Genomic DNA, 26,339 nt, shown 5'->3' on the forward strand with positions numbered 1-26,339 from the left:
ATCACGCCGCCCCGACGCCTGGAGGAACCGCCCTTGCCCAAGCTGGCCGAAACCTGTCTGCATCCGACCGTCCGCCAGCGCGAGACGATCATCGGCCGGTCCTGCGAGGTGCTGGAGCACAGCGCCCTCGAATACAGCACGCTCGGCGACTACAGCTATCTGGGCCAGCACTGCATGGTGGCCGATGCCGAGATCGGCCGCTTCTGCGCCATCGCCGCCATGGTGCGGATCGGTGCGCCGAACCACCCGACCGGGCGGGCGGCGCAGCACCGCTTCACCTATTGCCCGGAATATTACGACGCCGGGGCCCGGCGCGATGCCGGCTTCTTCGCCGAGCGCCGCGGCGACCGGGTGGTGATCGGCCATGACGTCTGGATCGGCCATGGCGTCACCGTGCTGCCCGGCGTCACCGTGGGCCATGGCGCCGTGCTGGCCGCCGGCGCGGTGGTGACGAAGGACGTGGCGCCCTACAGCATCGTCGGCGGCGTGCCCGCCCGGCCGATCCGCGACCGCTTCCCGCCGGCGATCGCCGCGCGCCTGCTGCGCATCCGCTGGTGGGACTGGCCCTTCGCCACCATCATGGAACGGCTGCCCGACTTCCAGAGCGACGATATCGAGGCCTTCTGCGCGCGCTGGGATGCCGGGACTCTGTCACCCGGCGACGCGGACGCCAGCCCGGCCGCGGCGGACTAGGCATCCTCCCCCGCCGGCCGCCCGGTCACGTGGCGCCAATGGTGCCAGAGCAGCCGGGCCGCCAGCGACCGCCAGGGGCTCCAGGCTTCCGCCAGCCGCGCCAGCTCCTTTGGCGTCGGCCGGGCCGGCAGGGATTTCAGGTGCTGCAGCCCGGCGGCCAGCGCCACGTCGCCCTGCGGGAAGATATCCGGCCGCGCCTCGGCGAAGAGCAGATGCACCTGCGCCGTCCAGGGCCCCAGCCCGCGCTGCGCCGAGAGATGCGCGATCGCCGCCGCGTCGGCCATGCCGGGCAGGGCGGCGAAATCCAGCACCCCGGCGCGGCAGGCCTCGGCCAGGCTGCGCAGATGCGCGACCTTGGGGCGGGACAGGCCGGCGCTGCGCAGCTGCTCGTCGGTCAGGACCAGCAGGCCGGCCGGTTCCAGCGCCCCGGGCAATGCCGAAAAACGCTTCCAGATGGCGGTGGCGGCCTGGTTGCTGATCTGCTGGCCCACCACGGTGCGCGCCAGCCCGCCGAAGCCCTGCGGCCGGCTGCGCCAGGGCAGCGGGCCGGCGGCGGCCTCGATGCCGGCGAAGGCCGGGTCCAGGACGGCCAGCTCCCGCAATCCGGCGCGTGCCCATGCCGGCACAGCCGGCGTATCATTACCGCCCGGCACAGCCGGCGAATCCTTGCCGTCCGGCACCGCCGGCGAATCCTTGATGACGGTCATGCCCGCCTTATTCGGGGCAGAGTGCATCCTCCGGCAAGCCGCCCAGCTGCAGCGCCATGGCCATCCGCCCGAAGCGGCGCGGCTCGACATCGCCGCTGCCGACCAGCCACAGCATGTCGGCGCCGCGCGAGATCAGGGCGACGCGCGACCCCGGCATCTGGCGCGGCGGCAGCCCTTCGCGCGGGCCGAGCCAGAGGCCCAGGCGGCAGCGGCCCGGGCCGCGGTATCCGGCATAGATGCCCCCGGCCACGCGCTGGCTCTGCACCAGGGTCAGCCCGGCGCCGGTCAGGTCGGGCAGGCCGGTCAGGCTGGGGGCGGGGAGCATGCCGGGGCTGCGCAGGCCGGCGGTGAAGGCGCGGTGCGCGGCCAGCACCGGCGGTTCGCGCTCGCGCTCGACCAGCAGGGCGATGCCGCCGGCCAGGGCCAGGGCGAAGGCGACCCCGGCGGCGAAGCGCAGCCAGTCCCGGCGCGTCGGCCGCCGGTCGCGCAGCCCGGCGCCGCGCATCGGCGCAGCGGCGGTGAGCGGCGGCATCGGCGGCTGGACGGGCATGGCGGCCCCAGCCTAGCCTTGGCCTGCCGCTGGCGGAAGCGGGCCGATGCAGGCCCGGTGCCGCAGCCTGGCGGACCGGCCGTCCCCCGGGCGGGGAGACAGGCTGCTGCGCATTGAATTTCCCGGCGTAATGAAACGAAGTGCGACGGCGCGCCGGGCGGCAAAAGCCTGTAACATGACGGGCAGGCACCCTTGCCATATCCCCGCTATGGTCGAGCCCATGGAACCGCCTCCGCATATCCTGGTCGTCGATGATGACCGGGAGATCCGCGATCTTCTGTCGAAATTCCTCGAGCGGCAGTCCTGCCGCGTCACCGCCGCGCGCGATGCGCGCGAGGCGCGGCGGCTCTGGCCGCTCGGCCGGTACCATCTGGTGGTGCTGGACCTGATGCTGCCCGGCGAATCCGGCCTGGACTTCGCCCGCTGGCTGCGCAGCCAGTCGGACGTGCCGATCGTCATGCTGACGGCGATGAGCGAGGAGACCGACCGGATCGTCGGGCTCGAGCTCGGCGCCGACGACTATGTGGCGAAGCCGTTCAATCCGCGCGAGCTGCTGGCCCGCATCCGCGCCGTGCTGCGGCGCGCCAATGGCGAGGGGGCGGCCAGCCAGGAGCCGCCGGCCAAGGCGATCCGCTTCGCCGGCTGGACGCTGGAGCCGGCCCGCCGCCGCCTGCTGAACCAGGATGGCGTCGAGGTGCCGCTCACGGGCGGCGAATACGAGCTGCTGATGGTGCTGGTCGAGCGGCCGAACCGGGTGCTGACCCGCGACATGCTGATGGACCTGCTGCGCGGCCGCCAGGCGGGCCCCTTCGACCGGGCGATCGACGTCGCCGTCTCCCGGCTGCGGCGCAAGCTCGAGGATGACGGGCGCAATCCCAGCCTGATCAAGACGGTGCGCGGTGGCGGCTATGTGCTGGCGGCGACCGTCGACCGGCATGCCGGGCCGGGCGCCGGCGACGAGGCGAGCGGCACCGAGGTGGAGGTGGCCGGCAAGGCCGCGGGGTGATCCGCCGCCTGCTGCCGCGCAGCCTCGCCTGGCGGACCGCGCTGTTCCTCAGCCTGGCGCTGATGCTGGTGCAGGCGGCGGGGCTGACCATCCATGCGCTCGACCGCGTCGACCTGCAGCGGCTGGCGATCTCGCGCGAGATCAGCGCCCGGGCCTTCGGCGTCTGGCGCACCGTGCTGCTGGCGCCGCCCGACCGGCGCGAATCCATGCTCTACGACATCGACCTGCCGGCCGGGCTGGTGGTCGACCTGTCGGACATGCCGGCGGTGCGGCCGGGCATGCCGCGCGCGCCGCTGGCCTTGGTCCGGCTGTTCCGGCTCGACCTGATCGGCGGCGGGCTGTCGCGCTTCCGCCCGCGCGAGGCGCTGGTCGCCGGCGGGCCGCATCCCGGCATCCTGGTGGTGGCGATGCAGCTGCCGGACGGGCCCTGGCTGAACATGTGGCTCTCCGTGCCGCCACCGCGCCCCTGGCATTCCGAGACCTTCCTCTTCGCCTTCGTGCTGATGACCGGCGCGGCCTGGGCGCTGATCCTCTGGGCGACGCGGCGGCTGACGCGGCCGGTGGCGGCGCTGGCGCGGGCGGCCGAGCGCCTCGGGCGCGACGTCAACACGCCGCCGCTGCCGGAGAACGGCCCCTCCGAGGTCGCGACCGCGGCGCGCGCCTTCAACACCATGGCCGAGCGCATCCGCCGCTTCGTCGGCGACCGCACGCAGATGCTGGCGGCCATCGGCCATGACCTGCGCACGCCGATCACCCGGCTGCGGCTGCGCGCCGAGTTCCTCGAGGATGACGAGCAGCGGCGGAAGATGCTGGCCGACCTCGACGAGATGGAGGCGATGGTCAATGCGACCCTGGCCTTCGCCCGCGACGATTCGGCGACCGAGCCCTCGGTGCCGCTGGACCTGGCCGCGCTCTGCCGCACCGTGCTGGACGAGGCCGCCGATGCCCGGCCCGACATGGACCCTGAGGCCATCGCCTATGAAGGCCCCGAGCGGCTGCGCATCCGGGCGCGACCGATCGCGTTGAAACGCGCCTTGGCGAACCTGGTGGGGAACGCCCTGAATTACGGTGGATCCGCAAAAATCCGGCTGGAGGATGCCGGCGGCCGGCCCGAGGGGCTGGTGCGGCTGGCGGTCGAGGATGACGGGCCGGGCATCCCGGAGGATTCGCTGGAGGCGGTGTTCCAGCCCTTCCGCCGCCTGGAGACCAGCCGCAACCGCGAGACCGGCGGCACCGGCCTTGGCCTGCCGATCGCCCGCAACATCCTGCGCGCGCATGGCGGCGACGTGGTGCTGCGCAACCGCGGCACGGCCGGGCTGACCGCGCTGGTGACGCTGCCGGCCTGAGGCCGCCGTTCAGCCGGCGGCTGCCGGGGCCGCGCTCAGTTGGTGCAGCGCTTCAGCGGTGCGGGGAAGTCCGCGCAATCCGGGAAGACGATCTCGTCCGGGCCGCGCCGCTCGATGCGCAGCAGGTTGGGATCGCCGCTGCAGCCGAAGCCGGTGCCCGGCGGCAGGTTGCGCGTGCCGGCCGGGGCCACCGGGGCCAGGCGGATGGTCAGGCCGCTGGGATCGGCCTGGGCGGTCTCGATCAGCCGCTGGCGGTAGGCCACGTCCAGCGGGCTCGAGCGCATGATGACGTCACGGGTGAAGATGACGCTGGGCTGGCCGGCGCAGTCGGGGCCGCGGGTCTCGGTGGCCGGGAAGAAGCCGCCGGTCCAGCTGCCGAAGACCCAGGCATGCGGCGGCTGCGGCGCCTGCGCGGCGCCCGGCGTCAGCCCCAGGCCCAGCGCCAATCCCACTCCCAGAAGTCCTGCCGCGATGCGCATGCGCGAAAATCCCTTGGCTGTGGCCGCGGCAGGTAAGCGGGTCTGCGGCTGGACGTCCAGACGCCTGGGCATCCGGACACCCGGACGTCAGCAGGTGGCGTCAGGCGAGCTTCAGCTCTTCCTGCACCAGCGAGACCCAGTAGCCGATGCCATAGGCGATGGCGTCGTCGTTAAAGTTGTAGGTCGGCGTGTGCAGCCCTTCCGAGGTCGCGCCGCCGGCGCCCTGGCCCATGAAGATGAAGGCGCCGGGCTTGGCCTCCAGCATGTAGGCGAAATCCTCGCCGCCGGTGATCTGCGGCGCGCGCGCATCGACGGTGCCGGCGCCGACCAGCGCCGTGGCGGCACGGGCGGCGATGGCGGTCTGCTCCTCGTGGTTCACCACCGGGGTGCCATTGCGGATATAGGTCACCTCGGCGGTGCAGCCGAAGGTGGCGGCCAGGCCCTCGGCCAGTTCCCGCATGCGGCGCTCCATGGTGTCGCGCACCGCGGGGGTGAAGGAGCGGGCGGTGCCGCCGAGCTTGACCTCGGCGGGCATGACATTGGTCGAGCCGAAGGCGCCGCCGGCGATGGCGCCGACGCTGATCACCGCCGGGTCGATCGCCGAGATGTTGCGGCTGACCACGGTCTGCAGCGCCAGGATGAACTGGGCCTGCAGCACGGTGACATCGGTCGCCAGATGCGGCGTGGCGCCGCCATGGCCGCCGGTGCCGCGGAAGGTGACCACCCAGCGGTCGGGGGCGGCCATGAAGGGGCCGGGGCGGATGGCGAACTGGCCGAGCGGCAGGCCGGGCTCGTTGTGCAGGCCATAGACGGCATCGACCGGGAAGCGCTCGAACAGCCCGTCGGCCAGCATGGCCTTGGCGCCGCCGCGGCCTTCCTCGGCCGGCTGGAAGATGAACTGGATGGTGCCGCCGAAGTCGCGGTGCTGCGCCAGGTACTGCGCGGCGCCCAGCAGCATGGTGGTGTGGCCGTCATGGCCGCAGGCATGCATCTTGCCCTCGTTGACCGAGGCATAGGGCAGGGCAGTGGCCTCGTTGATCAGCAGGGCGTCCATGTCGGCGCGCAGGCCGATGGCGCGCTGCCCGGCCAGCCTGCCCTTCAGGGTGCCGACGACGCCGTAGCGGCCGACGCCTTCGGTGACCTCCAGGCCCCAGCCCTTGAGCTTTTCCGCGACGAGGGCGGCGGTGCGCTCCTCTTCCATGCCGATCTCGGGATGGGCGTGGATGTCCTGCCGGATCTTGGCGAGCTCCGGCTGAAGGGACTTCAGGGAATCGAGGAGGGCCTGGTTCATCGGTGCTGCCTGGGAACAGAAATAGAAGGGGGTGCGGGGGGATACTTCCCCCCGCTGCTTGCTTGCTGTTTTTACTCGCCCGCCGCAGCCAGCATCCGCGAGATGGCTTCCCCGCGCCCCAGCGCGAAGAGCACCGCGTCGATCGGCGGCGACTGGGTGCTGCCAGTCAGCGCCGCGCGCAGCGGCTGGGCGACGGCGCCGAGCTTGATCTCCTTCACCTCGGCATAGTCGCGCAGCCACTTGTCGAGGTCGGCGCGCTCCCACGGCGCGTCGGTCAGGAAGATCGCCAGGTCCTTCAGCCGCTCCTTGGCCTCGGGCGTCAGCTGGGCTTCCGCCTTGGGCTCGAAGGCCAGCGGCAGGGTGGCGACCGCGAAGCCGGCCATGTCGGCGGCCTCGTTCAGGGTGCGGGCGCGCGGCATGATGTCGGGCATCAGCAGGCGGACGCGCTCGGCCCCTTCGGCGCCGAAGCTGATGGAGGGGCGCTGCGCCATGATCTCCAGCACGCGGCGGGCCAGCACGTCGGGGTCCATCTGGCGCAGATACTGGGCGTTCAGATGGGTCAGCTTGGCATAGTCCATGCGGCTGGCGGCGCGGCCGACATCCTTCAGGTCGAACAGCTCGATGGCGCGGTCGCGCGGGACGAATTCCTCGTCGCCATGCCCCCAGCCCAGCCGCAGCAGGTAGTTGCAGACGGCTTCAGGGAGAAAACCCTGGTCGCGGAATTCGAGGGCGCCGACGGCGCCGTGGCGCTTCGACAGCTTGGCGCCGTCGGCGCCGTGGATCAGCGGGATATGGGCGAAATGCGGCCGGCGCCAGCCCATGGCGTCATAGACCATCACCTGCCGGAAGGTGTTTGTCAGATGGTCGTCGCCGCGGATCACGTGGGTGATCGCCATGTCGTGGTCGTCGACGACGACGGCGTGCAGGTAGGTCGGCGTGCCGTCCGAGCGCAGGATGATCATGTCATCGAGCTCGGTGTTCTGCACGCGGACCTCGCCCTGGACCAGGTCCTGGATCACGGTCTCGCCCTCGCGCGGCGCCTTGATGCGGATCACCGGCTTGACGCCTTCCGGCGCCTCGGACGGGTCGCGGTCGCGCCAGCGGCCGTCATAGCGCGGCGGGCGGCCTTCCTTCATGGCCGTCTCGCGCATTTCGGTCAGCTCTTCCGGCGTGCAGTAGCAGCGGTAGGCCTTGCCGGCCGCCAGCAGCTCATGCGCCACGGCGGCATGGCGGGCTTCCTGCGCGGTCTGCATCACCGGCGGCTCGTCGGCGTTGAGGCCGAGCCAGGCGAGGCTGTCGAGGATCTGCTGCACCGCTTCCGGCGTCGAGCGCTGGCGGTCGGTGTCCTCAATGCGCAGCAGGTATTGCCCACCATGGTGGCGCGCGAAGAGGAAGTTGAAGAGGGCGGTGCGCGCCCCCCCGATGTGCAGATACCCGGTCGGGGAGGGGGCGAAACGGGTGCGTACGGTCATTGCTCGGCCAATTCCTTCGAGCCGTCGCTTCTACCACCGTGGCGCCCGCCTGTAGAGTGCGCGTATAAGTTGAAGAATGTCGGACCTCCTTGACGCAAGAAACGGGGCCCCGGCTTGGACACTGGCGGCCTGGTGGCGCCGGGCCACGCCGGCAACGATCCCCCTGCTGCTGGCCGAGGAATGGTCGCGCCTGCCGCTGTGGTGGCCGGTCGCCATGGCCTGCGGGGTGCTTCTTTACTTCTCCCGGACCGAGGAGCCGGGGCCCGCCGCGCTCTGGCTGGGCATCGCGCTGGCGGGCCTCGCCCTGCTGCTGGGCTGGCGCGGCCGGGGGCTTGCCGGCTGGGGCGTCAGCCTCGCCGCCTGCGCCTGCCTGGGTTTTGGCTGGTGCGCCTGGCAGGCCGCGCAGCTGCCGGCGCCGCTGGTGCTGCCGCGCACCGCTTTGGAGGTGACCGGCCGGGTGGCGGCGGTGGAGCAGCTGCCGACCGCCCTGCGGGTGACGCTGGAAGGCGCCCGCTGGTCGGAGGAGATGCCGCCGGCCGCCCGGCCGATCCGGCTGCGGCTGCGCGACCAGGATCCGCTCCGCCCGGCGCCCGGCGAGCTGCTGCGGGTGCGGGCCCTGCTGCGGCCGCCCTCGGCGCCGGCCTATCCCGGCGCCTGGGACTTCCAGCGCGATGCCTTCTTCGCGGGCCTGGGCGGCTCGGGCTTCGCCCTGGGGCCGGCGGAACGGCTGGGCGAGGCGGTCGATCCGCCGGCCTTCGCCGCCACCCGCCGCCGCATCGAGGACCGGGTGCGTGCCGTGCTGCCGGGGCCGGAGGGCGCCATCGCCGCCGCGCTGATCACCGGCAGCCAGAACGCCATCCCGGCGCCTGCCATGGCGGCCATGCGCGATTCGGGCCTGGCGCACCTGCTCTCGGTCTCCGGCCTGCACATGGCGATCGTCATCGGGCTGGGCTTCGGGGGCTTGCGCTTCCTGATCGCGCTCTGGCCCTGGCTGGCGCTGCGGGTGGATGGCAAGCGGCTGGCGGCGCCGCTCGGCTTGGCGCTGGGGGCGGGCTATCTGCTGCTGACGGGCATGCAGGTGCCGATGCTGCGCAGCTTCGCCATGGCGGCGCTGGCCGTCGCCGGGCTGCTGCTCGGGCGGCGGGCGCTGTCGCTGCGCGCCTGGGGGCTGGCCGCGCTGGTGGTGATGGCCTGGCAGCCGGCGGCGCTGCTCGGCCCCTCCTTCCAGATGAGCTTCTCCGCCGTGCTGGCGCTGCTGGCCATGGCCGAGGCGCGGCCGGCCTGGCTGGCGGGCTTCCGGTCAGGGGGGGAATGGTGGCGGCGGCCGGCGCTGGTGCTGGGCGGGCTGCTGCTGACCTCGCTGGTCGCCGGGCTGGCAACCATGCCGGCCGGGCTGCATCATTTCGGCCGGCTGCAGCTCTATGGCGTGGCCGCCAATCTGCTGGCGGTGCCGCTGACCAGCTTCTGGGTCATGCCCGCCGGGCTCGTGGCCGTGCTGCTGCTGCCGCTCGGGCTGGAGGCCTGGCCGCTGGCCGCCATGGGCTGGGGCGTCGACGGCATCCTGCTCATCGCCCGGACCGTCGCGGCCTGGCCGGGCGCGGCGCTGCTGGCGCCGCCGATCCCGGGCTGGGGGCTCGCCCTGGCGAGCTTCGGTCTGGTCTGGCTCTGCCTGTGGCGGCTGCCCTGGCGCTGGCTGGGCCTGTTGCCGCTGGCCGCCGGGATGGCGAGCGCTGCCCTGGTCACCCCGCCGGACATCCTGGTGAGCGCGGATGCCCGGCTGATCGCCTTCCGCACCACCGAGGGGCCGGTGCTGGCGCGCGCCGGCGCGGTCACCGCCTTCACCCGCGACAGCTGGCTGCGCGGGCTGGGCGAGGCATCGTTCCGGGAGGCGCCGTCGCGCGGCGCGGTGGGCGGGCTGGACTGCGCGCCGGAGGCCTGCCGCTTCGCCCCGCATGGCGCGGCGGGCCCGGTCGCCGTGCTGCTGCGGGCAGCGCCGGCCCGGCGCGGCCAGGCCGCGCCGCCGGTCTTCGCCGCCGGGCATTGCGAGGGGACGGCCCTCCTGCTCTCGGCCGAGCCGATCCGTGGCCGCTGCGGCGCGGTGCCCCGGCTCGACCGCTTCGCCGTCTGGCGCGACGGGGCGCAGGCCGTCTGGCTCACCCCCGCCGGGGCCGTGGTGGAAAGCGACCGCGACCGCCGCGGCGCGCGGCCCTGGGTGCCGCCGCCGCCGGTGCCGCGCAACGCCGTCAGTAGCGGCGCAGCAGCCCCACCAGACGACCCTGCACCTTGACCCGGTCGGGGCCGAAGATGCGGGTCTCGTAGCGCGGATTGGCGGCTTCCAGGGCGATCGAATTGCCCTTCCGGCGCAGCCGCTTCAGCGTCACCTCGGCATCGTCGACCAGCGCCACCACGACCGAGCCGTTCTCGGCCACGTCGTCACGGCGGATGATCACCGTGTCGCCGTCCAGGATGCCGGCCTCGACCATCGAATCGCCGGCCACTTCCAGCGCGTAGTGGTCGCCACTGCCGAGCAGCGCCATCGGCACCTCGACGCTGGCGCCCTGGTCGCGCAGCGCCTCGATCGGCAGGCCGGCGGCGATGCGGCCATAGAGCGGCAGGTGCACCGCCCCGGCCTCCTGCGCCGGGCGCTGGCCGGGCAGGTTGCTGGCGAAATTGCCGCGGATGACATTGGCCGAGAAGCCGCCGGCCGGCGGCCGGGCCGTCGCCTCGCGGCTCTCCTCGCGCGCCGCCTCGGCCTTGGCCTCGGTCAGGCGCGGGGTGGGGGCGATGCTCTCCGGCAGGCGGATCACCTCCAGCGCGCGGGCGCGGTGGGCGCGGCGGCGCAGGAAGCCCCGCTCCTCCAGCGCGGTGATCAGCCGGTGGATGCCGGATTTGGAGCGCAGCGTCAGCGCGTCCTTCATCTCCTCGAAGGAGGGCGAGAATCCGGTGTCGCGCAGGTGCCGGTCGATGAACATCAGCAACTCGTGCTGCTTGCGGGTCAGCATGCGCGGCTCCCTTGAGGCGCCGGTATCGGAACCGGTGCGCGATGGCTTGGGGCCGCCGCGAACAAAGCGGCAACCATGCCGATGTTCTACGAAAGTTCCAGCGCGCCGGTCAACAGGCGAATGGCGCGTTTTCCGCGACTTGTCCTAGCTAAGCGGCGTCATTTCTTCAGACGCCGAAGTCGCGCAGCAGCAGCACCTCGACCATCTCGCCCGCCGCCAGGGCCGGCGCCAGCGGCGCGCGGCGCAGCAGCGCGTCCGATCCGGCCAGGATGCGCAGCATCGAGCTGTCCTGGCGCGGCGCCGGGGTGACCAGCAGCCGCCCGCCGGCATCGCGGCCGATCGTCGCGCGCAGGTAATCCTCGCGCCGGTCGTTGGCGGGCAGATCGGCGCCCAGCACCGCCGGCTGGAAGGGCGGCGGCGCCGGCGGCCGCCCGGCCAGACGGGCAATGGCAGGGCAGAGGAACAGCACGCCGCAGACCAGGGCGGAGACCGGATTGCCCGGCAGGCCGAGCAGCGGCGTCTGGCCGAGCCGCCCCCAGATCAGCGGCTTGCCCGGCCGCATGGCGATCTTCCAGAAATCCAGCGAGAAGCCCTGCGGGCCGAGCGCCTGCTGCACCAGGTCGTGCTCGCCGACGCTGGCGCCGCCGGTGGTGACCAGCAGGTCGGCGCCGCGCGCGGCGGCGGCGGCCTGGGCGATGGCATCCTCGCTGTCGCCGGCGATGGGCAACACCATGGGATCGGCGCCGGCGGCGCGGACCAGCGCCGAGAGCGCATGGGCATTCGACGAGACGATGCCGCCGGGCGGCAGCGGCTCGCCGGGCAGCACGATCTCGTCGCCGGTGGCCAGGATGGCGATGCGCGGGCGGCGATGCACGGAGAGCCAGGGGTGGTTGCCCGCCGCCGCCAGGCCGATGTCGCGCGCGGTGAGGGTGCGGCCGGGCTCGAGCAGCGGATCGCCGGCCGTGAAGTCGAGGCCACGGCGGCGGATCCAGCGGCCCGCCTGCACCGTCTCGTTCACCGTGACGCGGTCGCCCTCGGCGGTCGCGTCCTCCTGCAGCAGGATGGCATCGGCGCCGTCGGGCAGCAGGCCGCCGGTGAAGATGCGCACCGCCTGGCCCGGCCCGATGGAGCCCGTAAAGGGATGGCCGGCCGGCGCGCTGCCGATCACCGTCAGCACGGCACCCAGCACCCCGTCCACGGCGCGCAGCGCATAGCCGTCCATGGCCGAGAGATCGGCCGGCGGCTGGGTCAGCCGGGCGCTGACGGGGGCGGCCAGGATGCGGCCCCAGGCCTCGGCCAGCGGCACCGTCTCGGCGCCGGTCGGGACCAGGACGTCGAGGATGCGGGCGCGGGCTTCCTCGACCGGGATCATGCTGTCGTTTCCGCTTCCCAGAGGCCCGACTTGCCGCCTTCCTTGCGGGCCAGGCCGATGCCCTCGAGGGTCATGCCGCGGTCGATCGCCTTGCACATGTCATAGACGGTCAGCGCCGCGACCGAGACGGCGGTCAGCGCCTCCATCTCGACGCCGGTCGGGCCGGTGGTCTTGACCCGCGCCTCGATGGCGATGGCCGTCTCGCCCTCCGGCACGAGGTCGAGCTGGACCGAAGACAGGGCGAGCGGGTGGCACAGCGGGATCAAGTCCGACGTCTTCTTGGCGGCCATGATGCCGGCGAGGCGGGCGACGCCCAGCACGTCGCCCTTGCCGATGCCGCCGGCGCGGATGGCGGCCAGCGTCGCCGGCGCCATCACCACCCGGCCGCGGGCGATCGCCAGCCGGGCGGTTGCCGGCTTGGCCGAGACATCGACCATCACCGCCCGGCCCTCGGCGTCGAAATGGGTGAAGCCGCTGGCCTCGGTCCCGCCCGACATGCGGCTCAGCCGGCCTCGACCATGGCGCGGGCGGCCGCCGTCACGTCCGGCTGGCGCAGCAGGTGCTCGCCCACCAGGATGCAGCGGGCGCCGGCGGCGGCCATGCGGCGGACATCGGCCGGGTCGCGCAAGCCGCTCTCGGCCACCGGGATGCGGTCGGCAGGCACCAGCGGCGACAGTGTCTCGGCGGTCTCCAGCTCGGTCTTCAGCGTGCGCAGGTTGCGGTTGTTGATGCCGATCAGCCGCGTGTGCAGGCCCAGCGCGCGGTCCAGCTCGCGCCGGTCGTGCACCTCGGCCAGCACCGCCATGTCCAGGCTGCGGGCGATATCCTCGAGCTCGCGCGCCTGGGCGTCGGAGAGCGCGGCCATGATCAGCAGGATGCAGTCGGCGCCCATCGCCCGGGCCTCGAACACCTGGTAGGGGTCGATCATGAAGTCCTTGCGCAGCACCGGCAGCTTGCAGGCGCTGCGGGCGGTGACCAGGTCGGCCGGGCTGCCCTGGAAATACGGGCCATCGGTCAGAACCGAGAGGCAGGCGGCGCCGGCCGCGGCATAGGCCTGGGCCAGGCCGGCCGGATCGAAGGGATCGCGGATCAGCCCGCCGGAGGGCGAGGCCTTCTTGATCTCGGCGATCAGGCCGATGCGCCCCTCGGCCACGGCGGCGCAGAGCGCGCCGGTGAAGTCGCGCGGCGGCGCCACGTCCTTGGCGCGCTTCTCCATCTCCGCCAGCGGCGTGACGGCGGCCCGCTCGCGCACCTCGACCTCCTTGTCGGCCAGGATGCGCAGCAGGGTGTCGGGCAGGGTGTCAGCGTTCATCATGTCTCTCGGCGCAATCGGGCGCAGGCATCGCGGGACAGGGCAGGGCAGGGAAAGGCGGCCGGTCAGCCGGGCGCGGGCGCGCCGGCGGCCGGGTCGGGCGCGGGCGGGTTGGTCGCCAGCCGCAGCCGCTCCAGCACCGCCAGCGCCGCGCCCTCGTCGATCGCGCGCGCCGCCCGCCGGGCACCCTCCGCCAGATCGGTCGCGACACCGGCCACCACAAGGGCCGCCGCCGCGTTGAGCAGCACGCAGTCGCGATAGGGGCCATGCTCGCCACGCAGCAGCGCCTCGAGCGCGACCGCGTTCTCGGCGGGCGTGCCGCCCTTCAGCGCGGCCAGCGGCGCCCCCGGCAGCCCGGCATCGGCCGGGGTGACGGTGAATTCGCGGATCTGGCCGTCCTTCAGCTCGACCACCTGGCTGGGGCCGGACAGCGTCAGCTCGTCCAGCCCGTCGCCATGCACCAGCCAGGCATGCTCGCTGCCGGTGCGCGCCAGCGTCTCGGCCATCGGCCGCAGCCAGTGCGGGGCGAAGGCGCCGGTCATCTGCCGCTTCACCCGCGCCGGGCTGGTCAGCGGCCCAAGCAGGTTGAAGATGGTGCGGGTGCCGAGCTCAACGCGCGGCCCCGCCGCATGGCGCAGCGCCGCGTGGTGCCGGGGCGCGGCCAGAAAGACCATGCCGGCCTCGCGCAGCACCGCCGCCATCCGCTCGAAGGGGATGTCGAGGTTGATGCCGAGCGCCGACAGCGCGTCGGAGGCGCCGGATTTCGACGACAGCGCCTTGTTGCCATGCTTGGCCACCGGCACGCCGCAGCCGGCCGCGACGAAGGCGGCGGCCGTCGAGATGTTCAGCGTCCCCATCCCGTCGCCGCCGGTGCCGACCAGGTCGATGGCATTGGGGGGGGCCTCGATCGCCGTCATGCGCGCGCGCATGGCGCGGACCGCGCCGGTCATCTCGGCCACCGTCTCGCCGCGCACCCGCATCGCCATCAGCATGCCGGCGATCTGCGCCGGGGTGGCCTCGCCGCTCATGATGACGCCGAAGGCCTGCTCGGCCTCGCTTTCCGCCAGCGTCTCGCCCAAGGCGAGCCGCGCCAGCACCGGCTTCAAGGATATCATCAGGCGGTCTCGGTCGGGGCGGGCAGCTTGACGCCGGCCATGGTCAGGAAGTTGCGCAGCAGGTCGTGGCCATGCGCGCTGGCGATGCTCTCGGGGTGGAACTGCACGCCCCAGATTGGCAGGTCGCGATGCGCCAGGCCCATGATCAGCCCGTCCTCGGTCCAGGCGGTGACCTCGAGCTCGGCCGGCAGCCCCTCCCGCCGCACCACCAGCGAGTGGTAGCGCGTGGCGGCGAAGGGGCTGGGCAGCCCCTTGAACAGGTCGGTGTCGCGATGGCTGACCGGCCAGACCTTGCCGTGCACCGGCACGGGCGCGCGCTCGACGATGCCGCCGAAGGCGTCGCCGATCGCCTGATGCCCCAGGCAGACGCCCATCAGCGGCACCCGCGCCGCGGCGGCGGCCTTGATCAAGGGCAGGCAGATGCCGGCCTCGCGCGGGGTGCAGGGCCCCGGCGACAGCAGGATGGCCTCGGGCTGCAGCGCCAGAGCCTGCTCCGGCGTCAGGGCGTCGTTGCGCCAGACCTGCACCTCCGCCCCCAGATCGCCGAGGAAATGGACGAGGTTGAAGGTGAAGCTGTCGTAGTTGTCGATGAGCAGGATCATGGCGCGTGATCCTTCGCCCGCGGCCGGCGCGTGGTCAAGCTTTGGGGGAGAGACGGAGCGAAGACAGGGGAAAGGTCGGGGGAATGAATTCCCCCGAACCCCCTTCTTTTTTCTGGGGTGACTGCCGTGTCCAGGTGGAGACGGGACGTGAAACGGCCCGGCCGAAGTGCGGCCTGCGGGCGAGCGCTGGTTTTATGAAAACGGCGTCCCGCCGGGATGCCCTGGTGTCCTTGCCGGCCCGGGAGCAGGTCTCGCCATGGCCGATGAACAGAAAAAAGATGGGGTCCAGGGGAATTCATTCCCCTGGCCTTACCCTCGTCTTACTTCCGCCCTGCCGCGAAGCGCACTGCTTCTTCCGCCGCCCGGAACAGCCCCCGCGCCTTCGCCCGGGTCTCTTCGTATTCGGCGACCGGATCGGAATCGGCGACCACGCCGCAGCCGGCCTGGACGTGCATGGTGCCGTCCTTCACCAGCGCCGTGCGCAGCGCGATGCAGGTGTCCATGCCGCCATCGGTGCCGAAATACCCCACGCCGCCGGCATAGAGGCCGCGGCGGGAGGGCTCCAGCTCCTCGATGATCTCCATGGCGCGCACCTTGGGCGCGCCCGAGAGAGTGCCGGCGGGGAAGCCGGCGGCCAGCGCCTCGAGCGCGGTCACCTCCGGTCGGGCCTGGCCGCGCACTTCGCTGGCGATGTGCATGACCTGGCTGTAGCGCTCGATGGTGAAGCTCTGGGTGACCTTCACCGTGCCGATCTTCGAGACCCGGCCGACATCGTTGCGGCCGAGGTCGAGCAGCATCAGGTGCTCGGCGCGCTCCTTCTCGTCGGCCAGCAGCTCCTTCTCCAGCGCCAGGTCCTGCTCGGGGGTGGCGCCACGCGGGCGGGTGCCGGCGAGCGGTCGCACGGTGACCTCGCCCTGGCGCAGGCGCACCAGGATTTCCGGGCTGGCGCCAACGGCCGCATAGCCGCCGAAATCGAAGAAGAACAGGAAGGGCGCCGGGTTGATCCGCCGCAGCGCGCGGTAGAGCGCGAAGGGCGGCAGGCCGAAGGGCACCGAGAAGCGCTGGCTGGGGACGACCTGGAAGACGTCGCCGGCGCGGATGTATTCTTTTGCTTTCTCCACGGCCGACAGGAAATCCGGCCTGGTGAAGTTGCTCGACGGCTCGGGCAAAGCGGGCAGGTTGGCGGGCGGCGCCGGGCGCGGCAACGGACGGTCGAGGGCGGCCTCGGCCTCGTCCAGCCGGGCCTGGGCGGCGTCCCAGGCGGCTTGCGCGTCCTGGCCGGGCCAGACGGGCGCGCAGAGGGTCAGGGTGTCGCGGACATGGTCGAAGACGGCGACCAGCGTCGGCCGCATCATCACCGAATCCGGAATGCCCAGCACATCCGGCTTCAGCGCCGGCAGCTTCTCCATGTGCCGGACCATGTCGTAGCCGACATAGCCGAACAGGCCGACGCCGATCGGCGGCAGGCCGGCCGGCAGCGGCATGCGGCACTCTTCCACCAGCGCGGCCAAGCTCTGCAGCGGCGGCAGCGGCTCGGCCGCGAAGGCGTGCGGGGCGGAGAGGGCGTGGCGGTTGATCTCGGCCTGGCTGTCGCGGCTGCGCCAGATCAGGTCGGGCGCCATGCCGATCGCCGAGTAGCGGCCGCGGGCGGCGCCGCCCTCGACGCTCTCGAACAGGAAGGCGTTGGGCTGGCCCTGCACCAGCTTGAGATAGGCGCCGACCGGAGTGTCCAGATCGGCCACCCGCTCGCGCCACAGCACCTGGCCCTGGCCGGCCCCGAGGCCGGCGGCGAAAGCCTGGAAATCGGGGCTGGCGGCAGGGCTCACGGGTTGGACACCTGGTTCAGCACGGGCTCGTTGACGGTGATCTCGGCGCGGCTGCGCAGCGCGTCGAGATACTGGCTCTCCAGATCGGCCAGCATGGCCTGCTCCACCGCGCTGCGGGTGCGGCCGAGCGCCAGCGGGTCGGAGGCCGGGTCGAAGGCGATGACCTGCGTCACCTGGGCGACGGTGAAGCCCAGCGTGCCCTCGGCCATGGTGGTGGCATTGGGCGCGGTCGCAAAGAGCGGCGCCAGCAGCTCGGGCGGCACGTTCGGGTCCTGGCTGTCGCGGGTCACCGGGCCGATGCGGCGGGCGACCAGCCCGGCCTCGCGCGCGGCGTCGGCCAGCGACTTGCCGTCCTTCACGGCGGCCATCAGGGCGGCAGCGCGCTCCTCCTGGTGGCGGCGGCGCTCGGCGGCGATCCAGGCATCCTGCACCTGCTCGCGCACCTCGGCGAAGGGGCGCAGCGCGGCCGGGATGATCTCCTTCAGCTCGAAGGCGAAGAGGGCGACCTGGCCGGCCTCGGCGAGGCGCGGCATCTCGCCCTGCTGCGCGGCGAAGGCGGCGCGCAGCGCGATCTGCAGCGGCTGGCCCGACAGCGGCAGGGCCACCGAGGCGCCGTCGCGGCCGCGGCCATTGGCGTCGATCGTCACATCGGCGACCTGCAGGCCGAAGCGCGGCGCGACCTCGGAGAGGCTGCCGCCGGCGGCCAGCGCGTCCTCGACCTGGTTGGCGCGCTCGAAGGCGACATCGGTCGCGCGCTCGCGCTTCAGGGCGGTCTCGACCTCGGCGCGGACCGCGTCGAAGCCGCGGGTCTCGCCGGCTTCAATGGCGCTGACATGCACGACATGCCAGCCGAAGGCGGTCTGCACCGGCTCGCTCACCCCGCCCTGCGGCAGGGCGAAGGCGGCCTCGGCCAGCTCCGGCAGCGGCAGGCCGGCGCGGTCGGTCTCGCCGAGCTCGGTCGCCTGGCCGCCCTCGGCCTCGGCCGCGGTCTTGATGGCGGCGAAATCGGCGCCCTCGCGCCAGCGGGCGGCCAGCGCCACCGCCTTGTCGCGGTCGCCGATCAGCACCTGCTCGATGCGCCGGCGCTCCTGCTTCTCGTAATTGCCGAGATGCGCCTGGTAGTAGGCGCGCAGATCCTCGTCCGAGACCTGCACATCGGCCATCACCGTGTCGGGCGACAGCACGCCCAGCACGACATGGCGGTACTCGGGGGCCGAGAAACGGTCCGGATTGTTCTCGTGGAAGCGGACCAGCGCCGCCTCGTCCGGGGCGGCCGGCTCGGGCGCGGCGGGGAAGGGCAGGCTGACGATCTCGGCGGCGCGCTGCTCGCGCTCCCAGGCCAGCAGCGGCCGGGTCAGGGCGTCGGGGCCGGCGGCGCCGGAGCGCACCGCGCCGGCCAGCTGCTGGCGCAGCAGATCGGCCTTCAGCAGGGCCAGGAAGCCCGGCTCGCTCAGGCCGTTGTTGCGCAGGAAGCTGTCGAAGGCCAGCCGGTTGAAGCGGCCGTCGGCGCCCTGGAAGGCGGGGATGGCGAAGACATAGTCGCGCACCGCGGCATCCGGCACCGCCAGGCCCAGCCGCGTCGCCTCCTGCCGCTGCACGCGGTCCATCACCATGCCCTCGACCGCCTGGCGGGCGATGGCGCGCGACATCTCGGCATTGATCTCGAAATTGCCGCCGAGCTGGCGCTGGACGCGCTGCACCTCGCGGCGGGCGGCGTTCTGCGCCTCCGGCAGCTCGATCCGCTCGCCGCCCACCCGGGCGACGGCGGTGTCGTTGCCGAAATTGCGGACGACGTCCTCGATGCCCCAGATGGCGAAGGACAGGACCAGGAGCAGGAAGAGGCCCTTGGCGAACCAGGTACCGGCAAGACGGCGCAGGGCAGTGAGCATTGTGTTCCGCGGGCAATGAAGGCGGGCGGGACCATAGGGAAATCCCGCCCGGTTGCCAAACGCCGCCATGGCCTGTAGCGCCTTTTGCCCGAAGCGGGCCCGCCGCCGGCACCCGCGACCAACCAAAGGAGCCGAGCCATGACCCCGGGTGTGCGCCCCCTGATCGCCGGAAACTGGAAGATGAACGGGACGCTGGCCGAGGCCATCGACCTGGCCCGCTCGGTCGCCGCCACGCCGCCGGCCGGGGTCGACCTGCTGGTCTGCCCGCCCTTCGTCCACCTGGTCCCGGTCGCCGGCACGCTGCTGAAGAGCGAGGTGGCGCTGGGCGCCCAGGACTGCCATGCCGCCGGCAAGGGCGCGCATACCGGCGACGTCTCGGCGCCGATGCTGGCCGATCTGGGCGCCCGCTATGTCATCCTGGGCCATTCCGAGCGCCGCGCCGACCATGGCGAGACCGACGCCACCGTCCGCGCCAAGGCCGAGGCCGCGCTGGCCGCCAGGCTGGTCCCGGTGGTCTGCGTCGGCGAGAGCGAGGCCGAGCGCCTGTCCGGCCAGGCCGAGAGCGTGGTCGCCGCCCAGCTGGCCGGCAGCCTGCCGGAGGGATTCGCCGCCGCCGGCGGCGTGGTGGCCTATGAGCCGGTCTGGGCGATCGGCACCGGCCGCACGCCGACCGAGGAGGACATTGCCGCCATGCACGCCCGCATCCGCGCCGAGCTGGGCGCCGCGGGCGCCAAGCTGCGCATCCTCTATGGCGGCTCGATGAAGCCCTCCAACGCGGCGGCGATCCTGGCGCTGCCCCATGTCGATGGCGGCCTGATCGGCGGGGCGAGCCTGAAGGCGGAAGATTTCCTGGCGATTGCGAAGGCAATCTGAAGAGAAGACAGACAAAGACCAGGGGAATGAATTCCTCTTTTCTTTCGGACTGCCGTGTCCACGTGGAGACGGTCCGTGAAACGGCCCAGCAGCAGCGCGACCTTTGAGGTCGCGCTGTTTTGGCATCCGGCATTCCGCCGTGATGCCCTGCTGTCGTTGGCGATGAAGCGGCTGGGCGATCAACGGCCAACAGAACAGAAAAACGGGGGGAATTCATTCCTCCGACCTTGTCCCTGTCTTCCCCTGATCGCTTCCTGGCCTAACACTCTTTCCTATGAACAGCACCGACACCCTCGAGCGGGTTCTCGCCGCGCTCGATTCCGCCCGGGCCGAGACCGAAGCCAGCCTGATCGAATGGCTGCGCATTCCGAGCATCAGTGCCCAGCCCGCCCATGCCGCCGACTGCCGCAGCGCCGCCGGCTGGCTGCTGAAGGAGCTGGAGGCCATCGGCTTCGCTGCCCGCCTGCGCGAGACGCCGGGGCATCCGGTGGTCATCGCCAGCCATCCCGGCCCGGCCGGCGGCACCGCCCCGCGCGTGCTGATCTATGGCCATTACGACGTGCAGCCGCCGGAGCCGCTGGCGCTCTGGACCAGCCCGCCCTTCGAGCCGGTCGTCACCGAGGGTCCGCGCGGGCCGCGGCTGGTGGCGCGCGGCGCGGTGGACGACAAGGGCCAGGTGCTGACCTGGCTGGCGGCGCTGCGGGCCTGGCACAAGGTGGCCGGCGGCCCGCCGCTGCCGATCACCGTGCTGGTCGAGGGCGAGGAGGAGATCGGCAGCGCCAACCTCGAGGCCGTGCTGGCGGAGGAGAAGGCGGCGCTGTCGGCCGACCTGGCGCTGATCAGCGACACCAACATGTGGGCGCCCGGCGTGCCGGCGCTGACCGTCAGCCTGCGCGGCATGGCCTATGTGCAGATCGACCTGAAGCTCGGCGACCGCGACCTGCATTCCGGGCTGTTCGGCGGCTCGGCCGGCAATGTGCTGAACCTGCTGACCCGCATCCTGGGCGAGCTGCATGACGAGGAAGGCCGCATCCGGATCCCCAATTTCTACGACGGGGTGATCGAGCCGGGCGGCAATGAGCGCGCCGCCTGGGATGCGCTGGGCTTCGACGAGGCGGCCTTCCTCGGCGCCCAGGGCCTGTCGGTGCCCGGCGGCGAGCGCGGCCGCAGCGCGCCGGAGCGGCTCTGGGCGCGGCCGACCGCCGATATCAACGGCATCTGGGGCGGCTACATGGGCGAGGGCTCGAAGACCGTCATCGCCTGCGAGGGCCATGCCAAGCTGTCCTGCCGCCTGGTGCCCGGCCAGGACCCGGCCAAGATCGTCGAGGGCATCCGCGACTTCGTCCAGTCCCGCCTGCCGGCCGATGCGAGGCTGGAACTGCAGGTCTTCAGCCTGGCGCCTGGCGTCTCGATCCCGACCGATTCGCCGGCCGTGCAGGCGGCGGCCGCGGTGCTGGCGGAAGAGTTCGGCAAGCCGGCGGTGCTGGCCGGCGGCGGCGGCTCGATCCCGGTGGTGTCCAGCCTGAAGGGCATCCTCGGCCTCGACAGCCTGCTGATGGGCTTCGGCCTGGATGACGACCAGGTGCACAGCCCGAACGAGAAGTTCGAGCTGGCCTGCCTGCATGCCGGCAGCCGCAGCCATGCCCGGCTGATGGCCCGCCTGGCCGCGCCGAAGGGCTGACGGCCGCCCTCGCGACCGGGTTCAACCACCCGGTCGCAACAGGGAGCCAAGTCTTTGAGACATTCCGCCTTTGCATGGAACGGCCCCCGATGCTTGGCTTGGCGGCGGGGCCGCTGCCCGGCCGTCCGGTTCATGGCGGGCCCCGATGCGCGACCATGACGACGTGAGACGGGGGGAAAGCCATGAGCCTGGGGTTTCGGGTGCCGGGAACGGGCGACCGCAACATCGACGCGGTGCTGTGGGGGGTGCGGTGGAAGGCGACGGAGCTGACCTTCAGCTTCCCGACCGATGCCAGCGGCTATTCCGGGGATGAGCAGGGGATCGACCTCGCCGAGTTCGGCGCGGTGACGCCGCAACTGGCCTCGGCCATCCGCCTGATCCTGCAGTCACAATACGAGGCGGTGACGCCGCTGACCTTTCGCGAGGTGGCGCCGGGCAGCGACAGCCTGCTGACCTTCGGCACCCTGACCAGCGAGGTCTCGGCGCATGCCAATGTAGTGCGCTACGACGCTGACAGCCATGCCGGCGACATCTGGTTCAGCGACGACCTGTTCACCACGGCGCCACGCGGCAGCTATGCCTATTTCAACACGATGCACGAGATCGGCCACGCGCTGGGGCTGAAGCACGGGCATGATGGCGGCGACCCCGACGAGGTCTATGGCGTCAGCCTGCTGCCGATGACCGCCGACCGCGACAGCATGGAATTCTCGATCATGACCTACCGCGCCTATCTGGCGGGCAGCGTCGAGGGTCCCTCGCTGGTGACGAACGGCCACTATCCGCAGTCGCTGATGATGTATGACATCGCGGCGCTGCAATATCTCTACGGCGCCAATTTCCAGACCAATGCCGGCGACACGGTCTATCGCTTCGATCCGCTGACCGGCGAGATGTCGATCAACGATGTCGGCCAGGGCGCGCCGATGGCGAATGTCGTGCTGCTCACCCTCTGGGATGGCGGCGGCAACGACACCTATGACTTCTCCGCCTATACCGAGGACCTGCAGGTCGACCTGGCGCCGGGCGGCTGGTCGGTGCTGGGCGAGGGGCAGCGCGCCCAGCTGGCCCCCGGCGCCAAGGCCCAGGCCAATCTCTACAATGCCCTGCAGTACCAGGGCGATGACCGCTCACTGATCGAGAATGCGATCGGCGGCAGCGGCAATGACAGCCTGTTCGGCAACGACGCCGACAACCGGCTGTCGGGCGGCGCCGGCGTCAACACGCTGGACGGCCGCGGCGGCTTCGACACGGCGGTGATCTCGGCGGCGCTGACCGAGGTGACCTATGGCTTCGAGGGCCGCTTTCTCACCTTCGAGCGGCCGGACGAGGGCGGCGACCTGGCCATCCGCATCGATGCCTTCGCCTTCAACGACGGCACCGTCATCCGCAGCGACGGCAATGCCCTGGTCGATGACCTGTTCTATTACACGCGCAACCACGATGTCTGGCGCGCCGGGGCGGATGCCGATCTGCACTATGTCGCGACCGGCTGGCGTGAGGGGCGGGATCCGAATGCCCTGTTCTCGACCGACGGCTATCTCGGGCTGAACGCCGACATCGCCGCCGCCGGCATCGATCCGCTGCAGCACTACCACGAGCATGGCTGGAAGGAGTGGCGCGACCCCTCCGCCGGCTTCGACACCTCCTATTACCTGAAGCGCTATGCCGATATCGCTGCGGGCGGCATCGATCCGCTCGAGCACTACCTCGCCTTCGGCCAGGCCGAGGGGCGGCTGATCGCGCCGGTGGTCGGCACGCTGACCTCGGTCGGCTTCGATGCCGAATACTATCTGCTGGTCAATGCGGATATCCGCACCGCCGGCATCGATGCCTGGACGCATTACCGCGAGGCGGGCTGGCGCGAGGGCCGCAATCCCAATGCCTATTTCGACGTCCAGAAATATCTCGCGGAGAATCCGGACATCGCGGCGGGCGGCATCGATCCGCTGGAGCACTACCACGAGCACGGCTGGCGCGAGGGACGCGAGGCCTCGGACGCCTTCGACGGCAATGCCTACCGCGCCGCCTATGCCGATATCGCGGCCGGGCAGATCGATCCGATGATGCACTTCATGCAGTATGGCCGCGACGAGGGGCGGCTGGCCTTCGCCGACATGGTCGCTTGAGGCGGCCGGCGCCGGGCGGGAAGGCCGCCCGGCGCCACGGGCTCACCGCGCCAGCGTGGCGCGCAGCACCTGCAGCGTCTCCTCGACCATCGCCGCCGTCACGTCGAGATGCAGGCAGGCGCGGATGCGGCCGCCCAGCATCGACAGCTGGATTCCCTCCAGGCGCAGCGCATCGACCACGGCGCCGGCGCCGCGGCCGGTGCCGGCGACATCGAAGAAGACCAGGTTGGTGTCCGGCTCCTCCACCGCGATGCCGTCGATCTGCCGCAGGCCGCGCGCCAGGGCCTTGGCATTGGCGTGGTCCTCGGCCAGGCGGTCGACATGGTGGTCGAGCGCATGCAGGCAGGCGGCGGCGCAGATCCCGGCCTGGCGCATCGAGCCGCCCAGCCGCTGCTTCCAGCGCCAGGCCTGGCCGATGAATTCCTCCGACCCGGCCAGCACGGCGCCGAGCGGCGCGCCGAGCCCCTTGGTGAAGTCGAGCCAGACGCTGTCGAAGCCGGCGGTCATCTCGGCGGCCGGGATGCCGCTGGCGACCACCGCGTTCATCAGCCGGGCGCCGTCCATATGGGTGGACCAGCCCTGTTCGCGCGCCACGGCGACCAGGCTGTCGAGCTGCGCCTGCGGCCAGACCGCGCCGCCGCCGATATTGGCGGTCTGCTCGACCTCCAGCAGCCGCTGCGGCGGGGCGTAGCGGCCGCCGCCGCGGATGGCGGCGCGCAGCGTGTCGGCGTCGAACATGCCGCGCGGCCCGCGCAGCGGGTTGATCTGCACCCCGGCCAGCGCCGCATGGGTGCCGCCCTCGCTCGACAGGATATGCGCGGTCTCGTGCGCCAGCACCTCCTCGCCCGGGCGGCAATGGGTCAGGATGGCGATGACGTTGCACATGGTGCCGGAGGGCAGGAACATCGCCGCCTGCTTGCCCAGCAGCGCCGCCATGCGGTCGTTCAGGGCATGCACGGTCGGGTCGTCGCCATGCTGCTCGTCGCCGACCTCGGCCGCCATCATCGCCGCCTTCATCGCGGCGGTCGGGCGGGTCTGGGTGTCGGAATAGAGGTTGATGCGGACGGGCGGCGCACCGGCGGGCGGGCGGGCAGGGGCATGCACCATGGCGGGGCCTTTCGGGCTCAGTCGTTCATGTCGCGGATCGCACCGCGCAGCCTGCGCCAGGCCCGCCACGCGGCCCAGAGGCCGAGCAGCAGGGCAAGGGCGAGCAGGGCGGCGGGAGGAAGGTCCCGGATCGGCGCGGGCAGGCGTGCCTGCCAGATCCAGGCCGCGAGAACGATCAGGAAGAGGATGATTCGCACAGTCATAGCGGGGCACAGACTGGCAGCCCCGCCGGCCTGCGTCAGCCCCTGCCGGCCCGGCGGAAGGGCCAAAACGGCGGCCGGCCGGCCAAACCGGCCCGGCCTGGCCGGCTGCGGCGGGGGATTGCCCCCGCCGCCGCGCTATCCCTTGGCGGGTTCCGGCGTGGCCGGCCGGGTGTTGCGGCCGTAGAGCGCCATCGCCCGGCGCTCGAAGGCGCGGACCATCATGCGGACGGCCTCGTTGAAGACCATGCCGATCACCGCCTGGAGCAGCGCCGAGCGGAACTCGAAATCGACGAAGAAATCGACCTCGGTGCCGGCCTCGACGGGGTGGAACTTCCAGGTGTTGTTCAGGTAGCGGAAGGGGCCGTTCTCGTAGCTGACGCGGACCTCGTGCGGCCGGTCCAGGATGACGCGGGAGCGGAAGGTCTCGCGGAACATCTTGAAGCCGATGGTCAGGTCGGCGGTCAGCTCGGTCTCAGTCTGCGTGATCACCCGGGCGCCGACGCACCAGGGCAGGAATTCCGGATAGCGCCGGACATCGGCGACGAGCGCGAAGAGCTGCTCCGGCGTGTAGCGCAGCACGCGCTTCTCGGCATGGGTCGGCATCAGGCCACGGTCATCTGGGGCTGGGACATCTGCAGCCTGGCGTTGCGGGCGTCGCGCAGCTGCGCGAAGTCGCGGTCGGCATGGTAGGACGACCGGGTCAAGGGCGTGGCCGAAACGAGGAGAAAACCCTTGCCGCGGGCCATGCGGGCGTAATCCTCGAACTCGGCCGGCTCGACGAAGCGGTCGACCGCGGCGTGCTTGACCGTCGGCTGCAGGTACTGGCCGATGGTCAGGAAGTCGATATCGGCGCTGCGCATGTCGTCCATCACCTGCAGCACCTCCAGCCGCGTCTCGCCGAGCCCGACCATGACGCCGGACTTGGTGAAGATCGAGGGGTCGAGCTCCTTCACCCGGTCGAGCAGGCGCAGCGAGTGGAAGTAGCGCGCGCCGGGCCGGATGGTCGGGTAGAGCTTCGGCACCGTCTCCAGATTGTGGTTGAAGACGTCGGGCCGCGCCGCGACCACCATCTCCAGCGCGCCGTCCTTGCGCAGGAAGTCGGGCGTCAGGATCTCGATGGTGGTCTCCGGCGCCGCCAGGCGGATCGCGGCGATGGTCTCGGCGAAGTGGCGGGCGCCGCCATCCTTCAGGTCGTCGCGGTCGACCGAGGTGATCACCACATGGCGCAGCCCGAGCTTGGCCACGGCGTCGCCGACGCGGCGCGGCTCATCGGCGTCGAGCGCCCGCGGCAGGCCGGTGGTGATGTTGCAGAAGGAGCAGGCGCGGGTGCAGATCTCGCCCATGATCATCATGGTGGCGTGGCGCTGCGACCAGCACTCGCCGATATTCGGGCAGGCCGCTTCCTCGCAGACCGTCACCAGCTTGTTGTCGCGCATCAGGTTGCGCGTCTCGTGGTAGATCGGGTGGGTCGGCGCCTTGACGCGGATCCAGTCGGGCTTGCGCTTGATCGGATTGTCCGGCCGGTGCGCCTTCTCGGGGTGGCGCAGCGCGGCGCGGGCGGCCCGCTCCCCGGCGGTGGCCAGGCCCGGGGCCTCCCCGGCAGGGGGAGCATTCGAGACGGCGCCGCCTGCCCGGTGGTCGATCAGAATACGGGTGGCCATGGCTGCTCCTCCGGCGAAGTTGC

General features: G+C 72.2%; 24 protein-coding genes. 7 read left to right on the forward strand and 17 right to left on the reverse strand.

All coding sequences use genetic code 11. The features are described 5' to 3' along the window. The first annotated feature begins 33 nt into the window (after positions 1–33). On the forward strand, positions 34–693 hold the full coding sequence (locus tag WFI16_RS06150) for a DapH/DapD/GlmU-related protein (protein WP_419896904.1): 660 nt from the start codon (positions 34–36) through the stop codon (positions 691–693). On the opposite strand, the gene WFI16_RS06155 is transcribed toward WFI16_RS06150, so the two are convergent. Both WFI16_RS06155 and WFI16_RS06160 read right to left on the reverse strand, forming a co-directional pair. Continuing rightward, on the reverse strand, positions 690–1,319 hold the full coding sequence (locus WFI16_RS06155; protein ID WP_419896905.1) for a DNA-3-methyladenine glycosylase family protein: 630 nt from the start codon (positions 1,317–1,319) through the stop codon (positions 690–692). The genes WFI16_RS06150 and WFI16_RS06155 overlap by 4 nt on opposite strands. Positions 1,320–1,407: 88 nt before the next feature. Then, a complete protein-coding gene (locus WFI16_RS06160) occupies positions 1,408–1,950 on the reverse strand; it encodes a hypothetical protein (protein WP_419896906.1) in 543 nt (180 codons plus the stop codon). Positions 1,951–2,170: 220 nt separating this feature from the next. Between WFI16_RS06160 and WFI16_RS06165 the strand changes: the two genes are divergently transcribed. Further along, on the forward strand, positions 2,171–2,956 hold the full coding sequence (locus tag WFI16_RS06165; protein WP_419896907.1) for a response regulator: 786 nt from the start codon (positions 2,171–2,173) through the stop codon (positions 2,954–2,956). Then, positions 2,953–4,302 (forward strand): ATP-binding protein, encoded by a 1,350-nt coding sequence (locus WFI16_RS06170; protein ID WP_419896908.1) that lies wholly within the window; start codon positions 2,953–2,955, stop codon positions 4,300–4,302. The genes WFI16_RS06165 and WFI16_RS06170 overlap by 4 nt, the downstream gene beginning before the upstream one ends. A 35-nt stretch (positions 4,303–4,337) precedes the next feature. Here WFI16_RS06170 and WFI16_RS06175 read toward each other — a convergent pair whose 3' ends face one another. The 3 genes from WFI16_RS06175 to gltX form a co-directional block, all read right to left on the reverse strand. Then, positions 4,338–4,781: a hypothetical protein gene (locus WFI16_RS06175; protein WP_419896909.1), complete on the reverse strand. Its 444-nt coding sequence runs from the start codon at positions 4,779–4,781 to the stop codon at positions 4,338–4,340. A gap of 100 nt (positions 4,782–4,881) precedes the next feature. Beyond that, positions 4,882–6,072: a M20 aminoacylase family protein gene (locus WFI16_RS06180; protein WP_419896910.1), complete on the reverse strand. Its 1,191-nt coding sequence runs from the start codon at positions 6,070–6,072 to the stop codon at positions 4,882–4,884. 71 nt (positions 6,073–6,143) lie between these two features. Further along, the gene (gene gltX, locus WFI16_RS06185) at positions 6,144–7,544 is read right to left on the reverse strand and encodes a glutamate--tRNA ligase (protein WP_419896911.1); all 1,401 of its coding nucleotides are present in this window, start codon (positions 7,542–7,544) and stop codon (positions 6,144–6,146) included. 76 nt (positions 7,545–7,620) lie between these two features. Here gltX and WFI16_RS06190 point away from each other — a divergent pair, with 76 nt between their 5' ends. Continuing rightward, positions 7,621–9,831, forward strand: coding sequence for a ComEC/Rec2 family competence protein (locus tag WFI16_RS06190; protein WP_419896912.1), 2,211 nt, complete (start codon positions 7,621–7,623; stop codon positions 9,829–9,831). On the opposite strand, the gene lexA is transcribed toward WFI16_RS06190, so the two are convergent. The 8 genes from lexA to WFI16_RS06230 all read right to left on the reverse strand — a co-directional run bounded on the left by lexA (position 9,788) and on the right by WFI16_RS06230 (position 18,662). Then, complete coding sequence (lexA, locus tag WFI16_RS06195) at positions 9,788–10,546, reverse strand: transcriptional repressor LexA (RefSeq protein WP_419896913.1); 759 nt, start codon at positions 10,544–10,546, stop codon at positions 9,788–9,790. The two genes, WFI16_RS06190 and lexA, sit on opposite strands and share 44 nt — an antisense overlap. A gap of 166 nt (positions 10,547–10,712) precedes the next feature. Next, entirely contained in the window at positions 10,713–11,918 is a 1,206-nt protein-coding gene (locus WFI16_RS06200; protein ID WP_419896914.1) for a molybdopterin molybdotransferase MoeA, read from the reverse strand. Next, positions 11,915–12,415: a cyclic pyranopterin monophosphate synthase MoaC gene (gene moaC / locus WFI16_RS06205; protein ID WP_419896915.1), complete on the reverse strand. Its 501-nt coding sequence runs from the start codon at positions 12,413–12,415 to the stop codon at positions 11,915–11,917. The genes WFI16_RS06200 and moaC overlap by 4 nt, the downstream gene beginning before the upstream one ends. Positions 12,416–12,420: 5 nt before the next feature. Beyond that, the gene (gene trpC / locus WFI16_RS06210; protein ID WP_419896916.1) at positions 12,421–13,230 is read right to left on the reverse strand and encodes an indole-3-glycerol phosphate synthase TrpC; all 810 of its coding nucleotides are present in this window, start codon (positions 13,228–13,230) and stop codon (positions 12,421–12,423) included. A 65-nt stretch (positions 13,231–13,295) separates the two neighbouring features. After that, positions 13,296–14,345: an anthranilate phosphoribosyltransferase gene (gene trpD, locus WFI16_RS06215; protein ID WP_419896917.1), complete on the reverse strand. Its 1,050-nt coding sequence runs from the start codon at positions 14,343–14,345 to the stop codon at positions 13,296–13,298. Continuing rightward, entirely contained in the window at positions 14,345–14,947 is a 603-nt protein-coding gene (locus WFI16_RS06220) for an anthranilate synthase component II (protein WP_419896918.1), read from the reverse strand. Before WFI16_RS06220 ends, trpD begins: the two co-directional genes overlap by 1 nt. A 320-nt stretch (positions 14,948–15,267) precedes the next feature. Continuing rightward, a complete protein-coding gene (gene trpE, locus WFI16_RS06225; RefSeq protein ID WP_419896919.1) occupies positions 15,268–16,773 on the reverse strand; it encodes an anthranilate synthase component I in 1,506 nt (501 codons plus the stop codon). Continuing rightward, complete coding sequence (locus tag WFI16_RS06230) at positions 16,770–18,662, reverse strand: peptidylprolyl isomerase (protein WP_419896920.1); 1,893 nt, start codon at positions 18,660–18,662, stop codon at positions 16,770–16,772. Before WFI16_RS06230 ends, trpE begins: the two co-directional genes overlap by 4 nt. A gap of 150 nt (positions 18,663–18,812) precedes the next feature. Here WFI16_RS06230 and tpiA point away from each other — a divergent pair, with 150 nt between their 5' ends. The 3 genes from tpiA to WFI16_RS06245 all read left to right on the forward strand — a co-directional run bounded on the left by tpiA (position 18,813) and on the right by WFI16_RS06245 (position 23,345). Beyond that, complete coding sequence (gene tpiA / locus WFI16_RS06235) at positions 18,813–19,535, forward strand: triose-phosphate isomerase (protein WP_419897154.1); 723 nt, start codon at positions 18,813–18,815, stop codon at positions 19,533–19,535. Between the two features lie 274 nt (positions 19,536–19,809). Beyond that, on the forward strand, positions 19,810–21,216 hold the full coding sequence (locus tag WFI16_RS06240) for a dipeptidase (RefSeq protein WP_419896921.1): 1,407 nt from the start codon (positions 19,810–19,812) through the stop codon (positions 21,214–21,216). Between the two features lie 182 nt (positions 21,217–21,398). Then, on the forward strand, positions 21,399–23,345 hold the full coding sequence (locus tag WFI16_RS06245) for a M10 family metallopeptidase (RefSeq protein WP_419896922.1): 1,947 nt from the start codon (positions 21,399–21,401) through the stop codon (positions 23,343–23,345). A 42-nt stretch (positions 23,346–23,387) separates the two neighbouring features. Here the strand turns inward: WFI16_RS06245 and WFI16_RS06250 are convergent, their stop codons facing one another. The 4 genes from WFI16_RS06250 to lipA all read right to left on the reverse strand — a co-directional run bounded on the left by WFI16_RS06250 (position 23,388) and on the right by lipA (position 26,316). Further along, a complete protein-coding gene (locus WFI16_RS06250) occupies positions 23,388–24,452 on the reverse strand; it encodes a threonine aldolase family protein (protein WP_419896923.1) in 1,065 nt (354 codons plus the stop codon). A 17-nt stretch (positions 24,453–24,469) separates the two neighbouring features. Next, positions 24,470–24,649 carry a hypothetical protein gene (locus WFI16_RS06255; RefSeq protein ID WP_419896924.1) on the reverse strand — a complete coding sequence of 60 codons (180 nt, stop codon included), beginning with the start codon at positions 24,647–24,649 and terminating at the stop codon, positions 24,470–24,472. A gap of 141 nt (positions 24,650–24,790) precedes the next feature. Next, a complete protein-coding gene (locus WFI16_RS06260; protein WP_419896925.1) occupies positions 24,791–25,258 on the reverse strand; it encodes a type II toxin-antitoxin system RatA family toxin in 468 nt (155 codons plus the stop codon). Beyond that, a complete protein-coding gene (gene lipA / locus WFI16_RS06265; protein WP_419896926.1) occupies positions 25,258–26,316 on the reverse strand; it encodes a lipoyl synthase in 1,059 nt (352 codons plus the stop codon). The genes WFI16_RS06260 and lipA overlap by 1 nt, the downstream gene beginning before the upstream one ends. Positions 26,317–26,339 lie beyond the last annotated feature (23 nt).

This window comes from Roseomonas sp. USHLN139 (assembly GCF_037145735.1).
In the GTDB taxonomy this organism is placed as follows: domain Bacteria; phylum Pseudomonadota; class Alphaproteobacteria; order Acetobacterales; family Acetobacteraceae; genus Pseudoroseomonas.

Excerpts from the sequence above, each read along its gene's own strand:
- WFI16_RS06260 (WP_419896925.1), bottom strand. The coding sequence starts at position 25,258 with ATGCCGACCCATGCCGAGAAGCGCGTGCTGCGCTACACGCCGGAGCAG.
- WFI16_RS06160 (WP_419896906.1), bottom strand. The coding sequence starts at position 1,950 with ATGCCCGTCCAGCCGCCGATGCCGCCGCTCACCGCCGCTGCGCCGATG.
- gltX (WP_419896911.1), bottom strand. The coding sequence starts at position 7,544 with ATGACCGTACGCACCCGTTTCGCCCCCTCCCCGACCGGGTATCTGCAC.
- lexA (WP_419896913.1), bottom strand. The coding sequence starts at position 10,546 with ATGCTGACCCGCAAGCAGCACGAGTTGCTGATGTTCATCGACCGGCAC.
- WFI16_RS06175 (WP_419896909.1), bottom strand. The coding sequence starts at position 4,781 with ATGCGCATCGCGGCAGGACTTCTGGGAGTGGGATTGGCGCTGGGCCTG.
- WFI16_RS06200 (WP_419896914.1), bottom strand. The coding sequence starts at position 11,918 with ATGATCCCGGTCGAGGAAGCCCGCGCCCGCATCCTCGACGTCCTGGTC.
- WFI16_RS06250 (WP_419896923.1), bottom strand. The coding sequence starts at position 24,452 with ATGGTGCATGCCCCTGCCCGCCCGCCCGCCGGTGCGCCGCCCGTCCGC.
- trpC (WP_419896916.1), bottom strand. The coding sequence starts at position 13,230 with ATGAACGCTGACACCCTGCCCGACACCCTGCTGCGCATCCTGGCCGAC.
- WFI16_RS06240 (WP_419896921.1), top strand. The coding sequence starts at position 19,810 with ATGAACAGCACCGACACCCTCGAGCGGGTTCTCGCCGCGCTCGATTCC.
- trpD (WP_419896917.1), bottom strand. The coding sequence starts at position 14,345 with ATGATATCCTTGAAGCCGGTGCTGGCGCGGCTCGCCTTGGGCGAGACG.
- WFI16_RS06220 (WP_419896918.1), bottom strand. The coding sequence starts at position 14,947 with ATGATCCTGCTCATCGACAACTACGACAGCTTCACCTTCAACCTCGTC.
- WFI16_RS06190 (WP_419896912.1), top strand. The coding sequence starts at position 7,621 with ATGTCGGACCTCCTTGACGCAAGAAACGGGGCCCCGGCTTGGACACTG.
- lipA (WP_419896926.1), bottom strand. The coding sequence starts at position 26,316 with ATGGCCACCCGTATTCTGATCGACCACCGGGCAGGCGGCGCCGTCTCG.
- WFI16_RS06165 (WP_419896907.1), top strand. The coding sequence starts at position 2,171 with ATGGAACCGCCTCCGCATATCCTGGTCGTCGATGATGACCGGGAGATC.
- moaC (WP_419896915.1), bottom strand. The coding sequence starts at position 12,415 with ATGTCGGGCGGGACCGAGGCCAGCGGCTTCACCCATTTCGACGCCGAG.
- WFI16_RS06230 (WP_419896920.1), bottom strand. The coding sequence starts at position 18,662 with ATGCTCACTGCCCTGCGCCGTCTTGCCGGTACCTGGTTCGCCAAGGGC.
- WFI16_RS06245 (WP_419896922.1), top strand. The coding sequence starts at position 21,399 with ATGAGCCTGGGGTTTCGGGTGCCGGGAACGGGCGACCGCAACATCGAC.
- WFI16_RS06180 (WP_419896910.1), bottom strand. The coding sequence starts at position 6,072 with ATGAACCAGGCCCTCCTCGATTCCCTGAAGTCCCTTCAGCCGGAGCTC.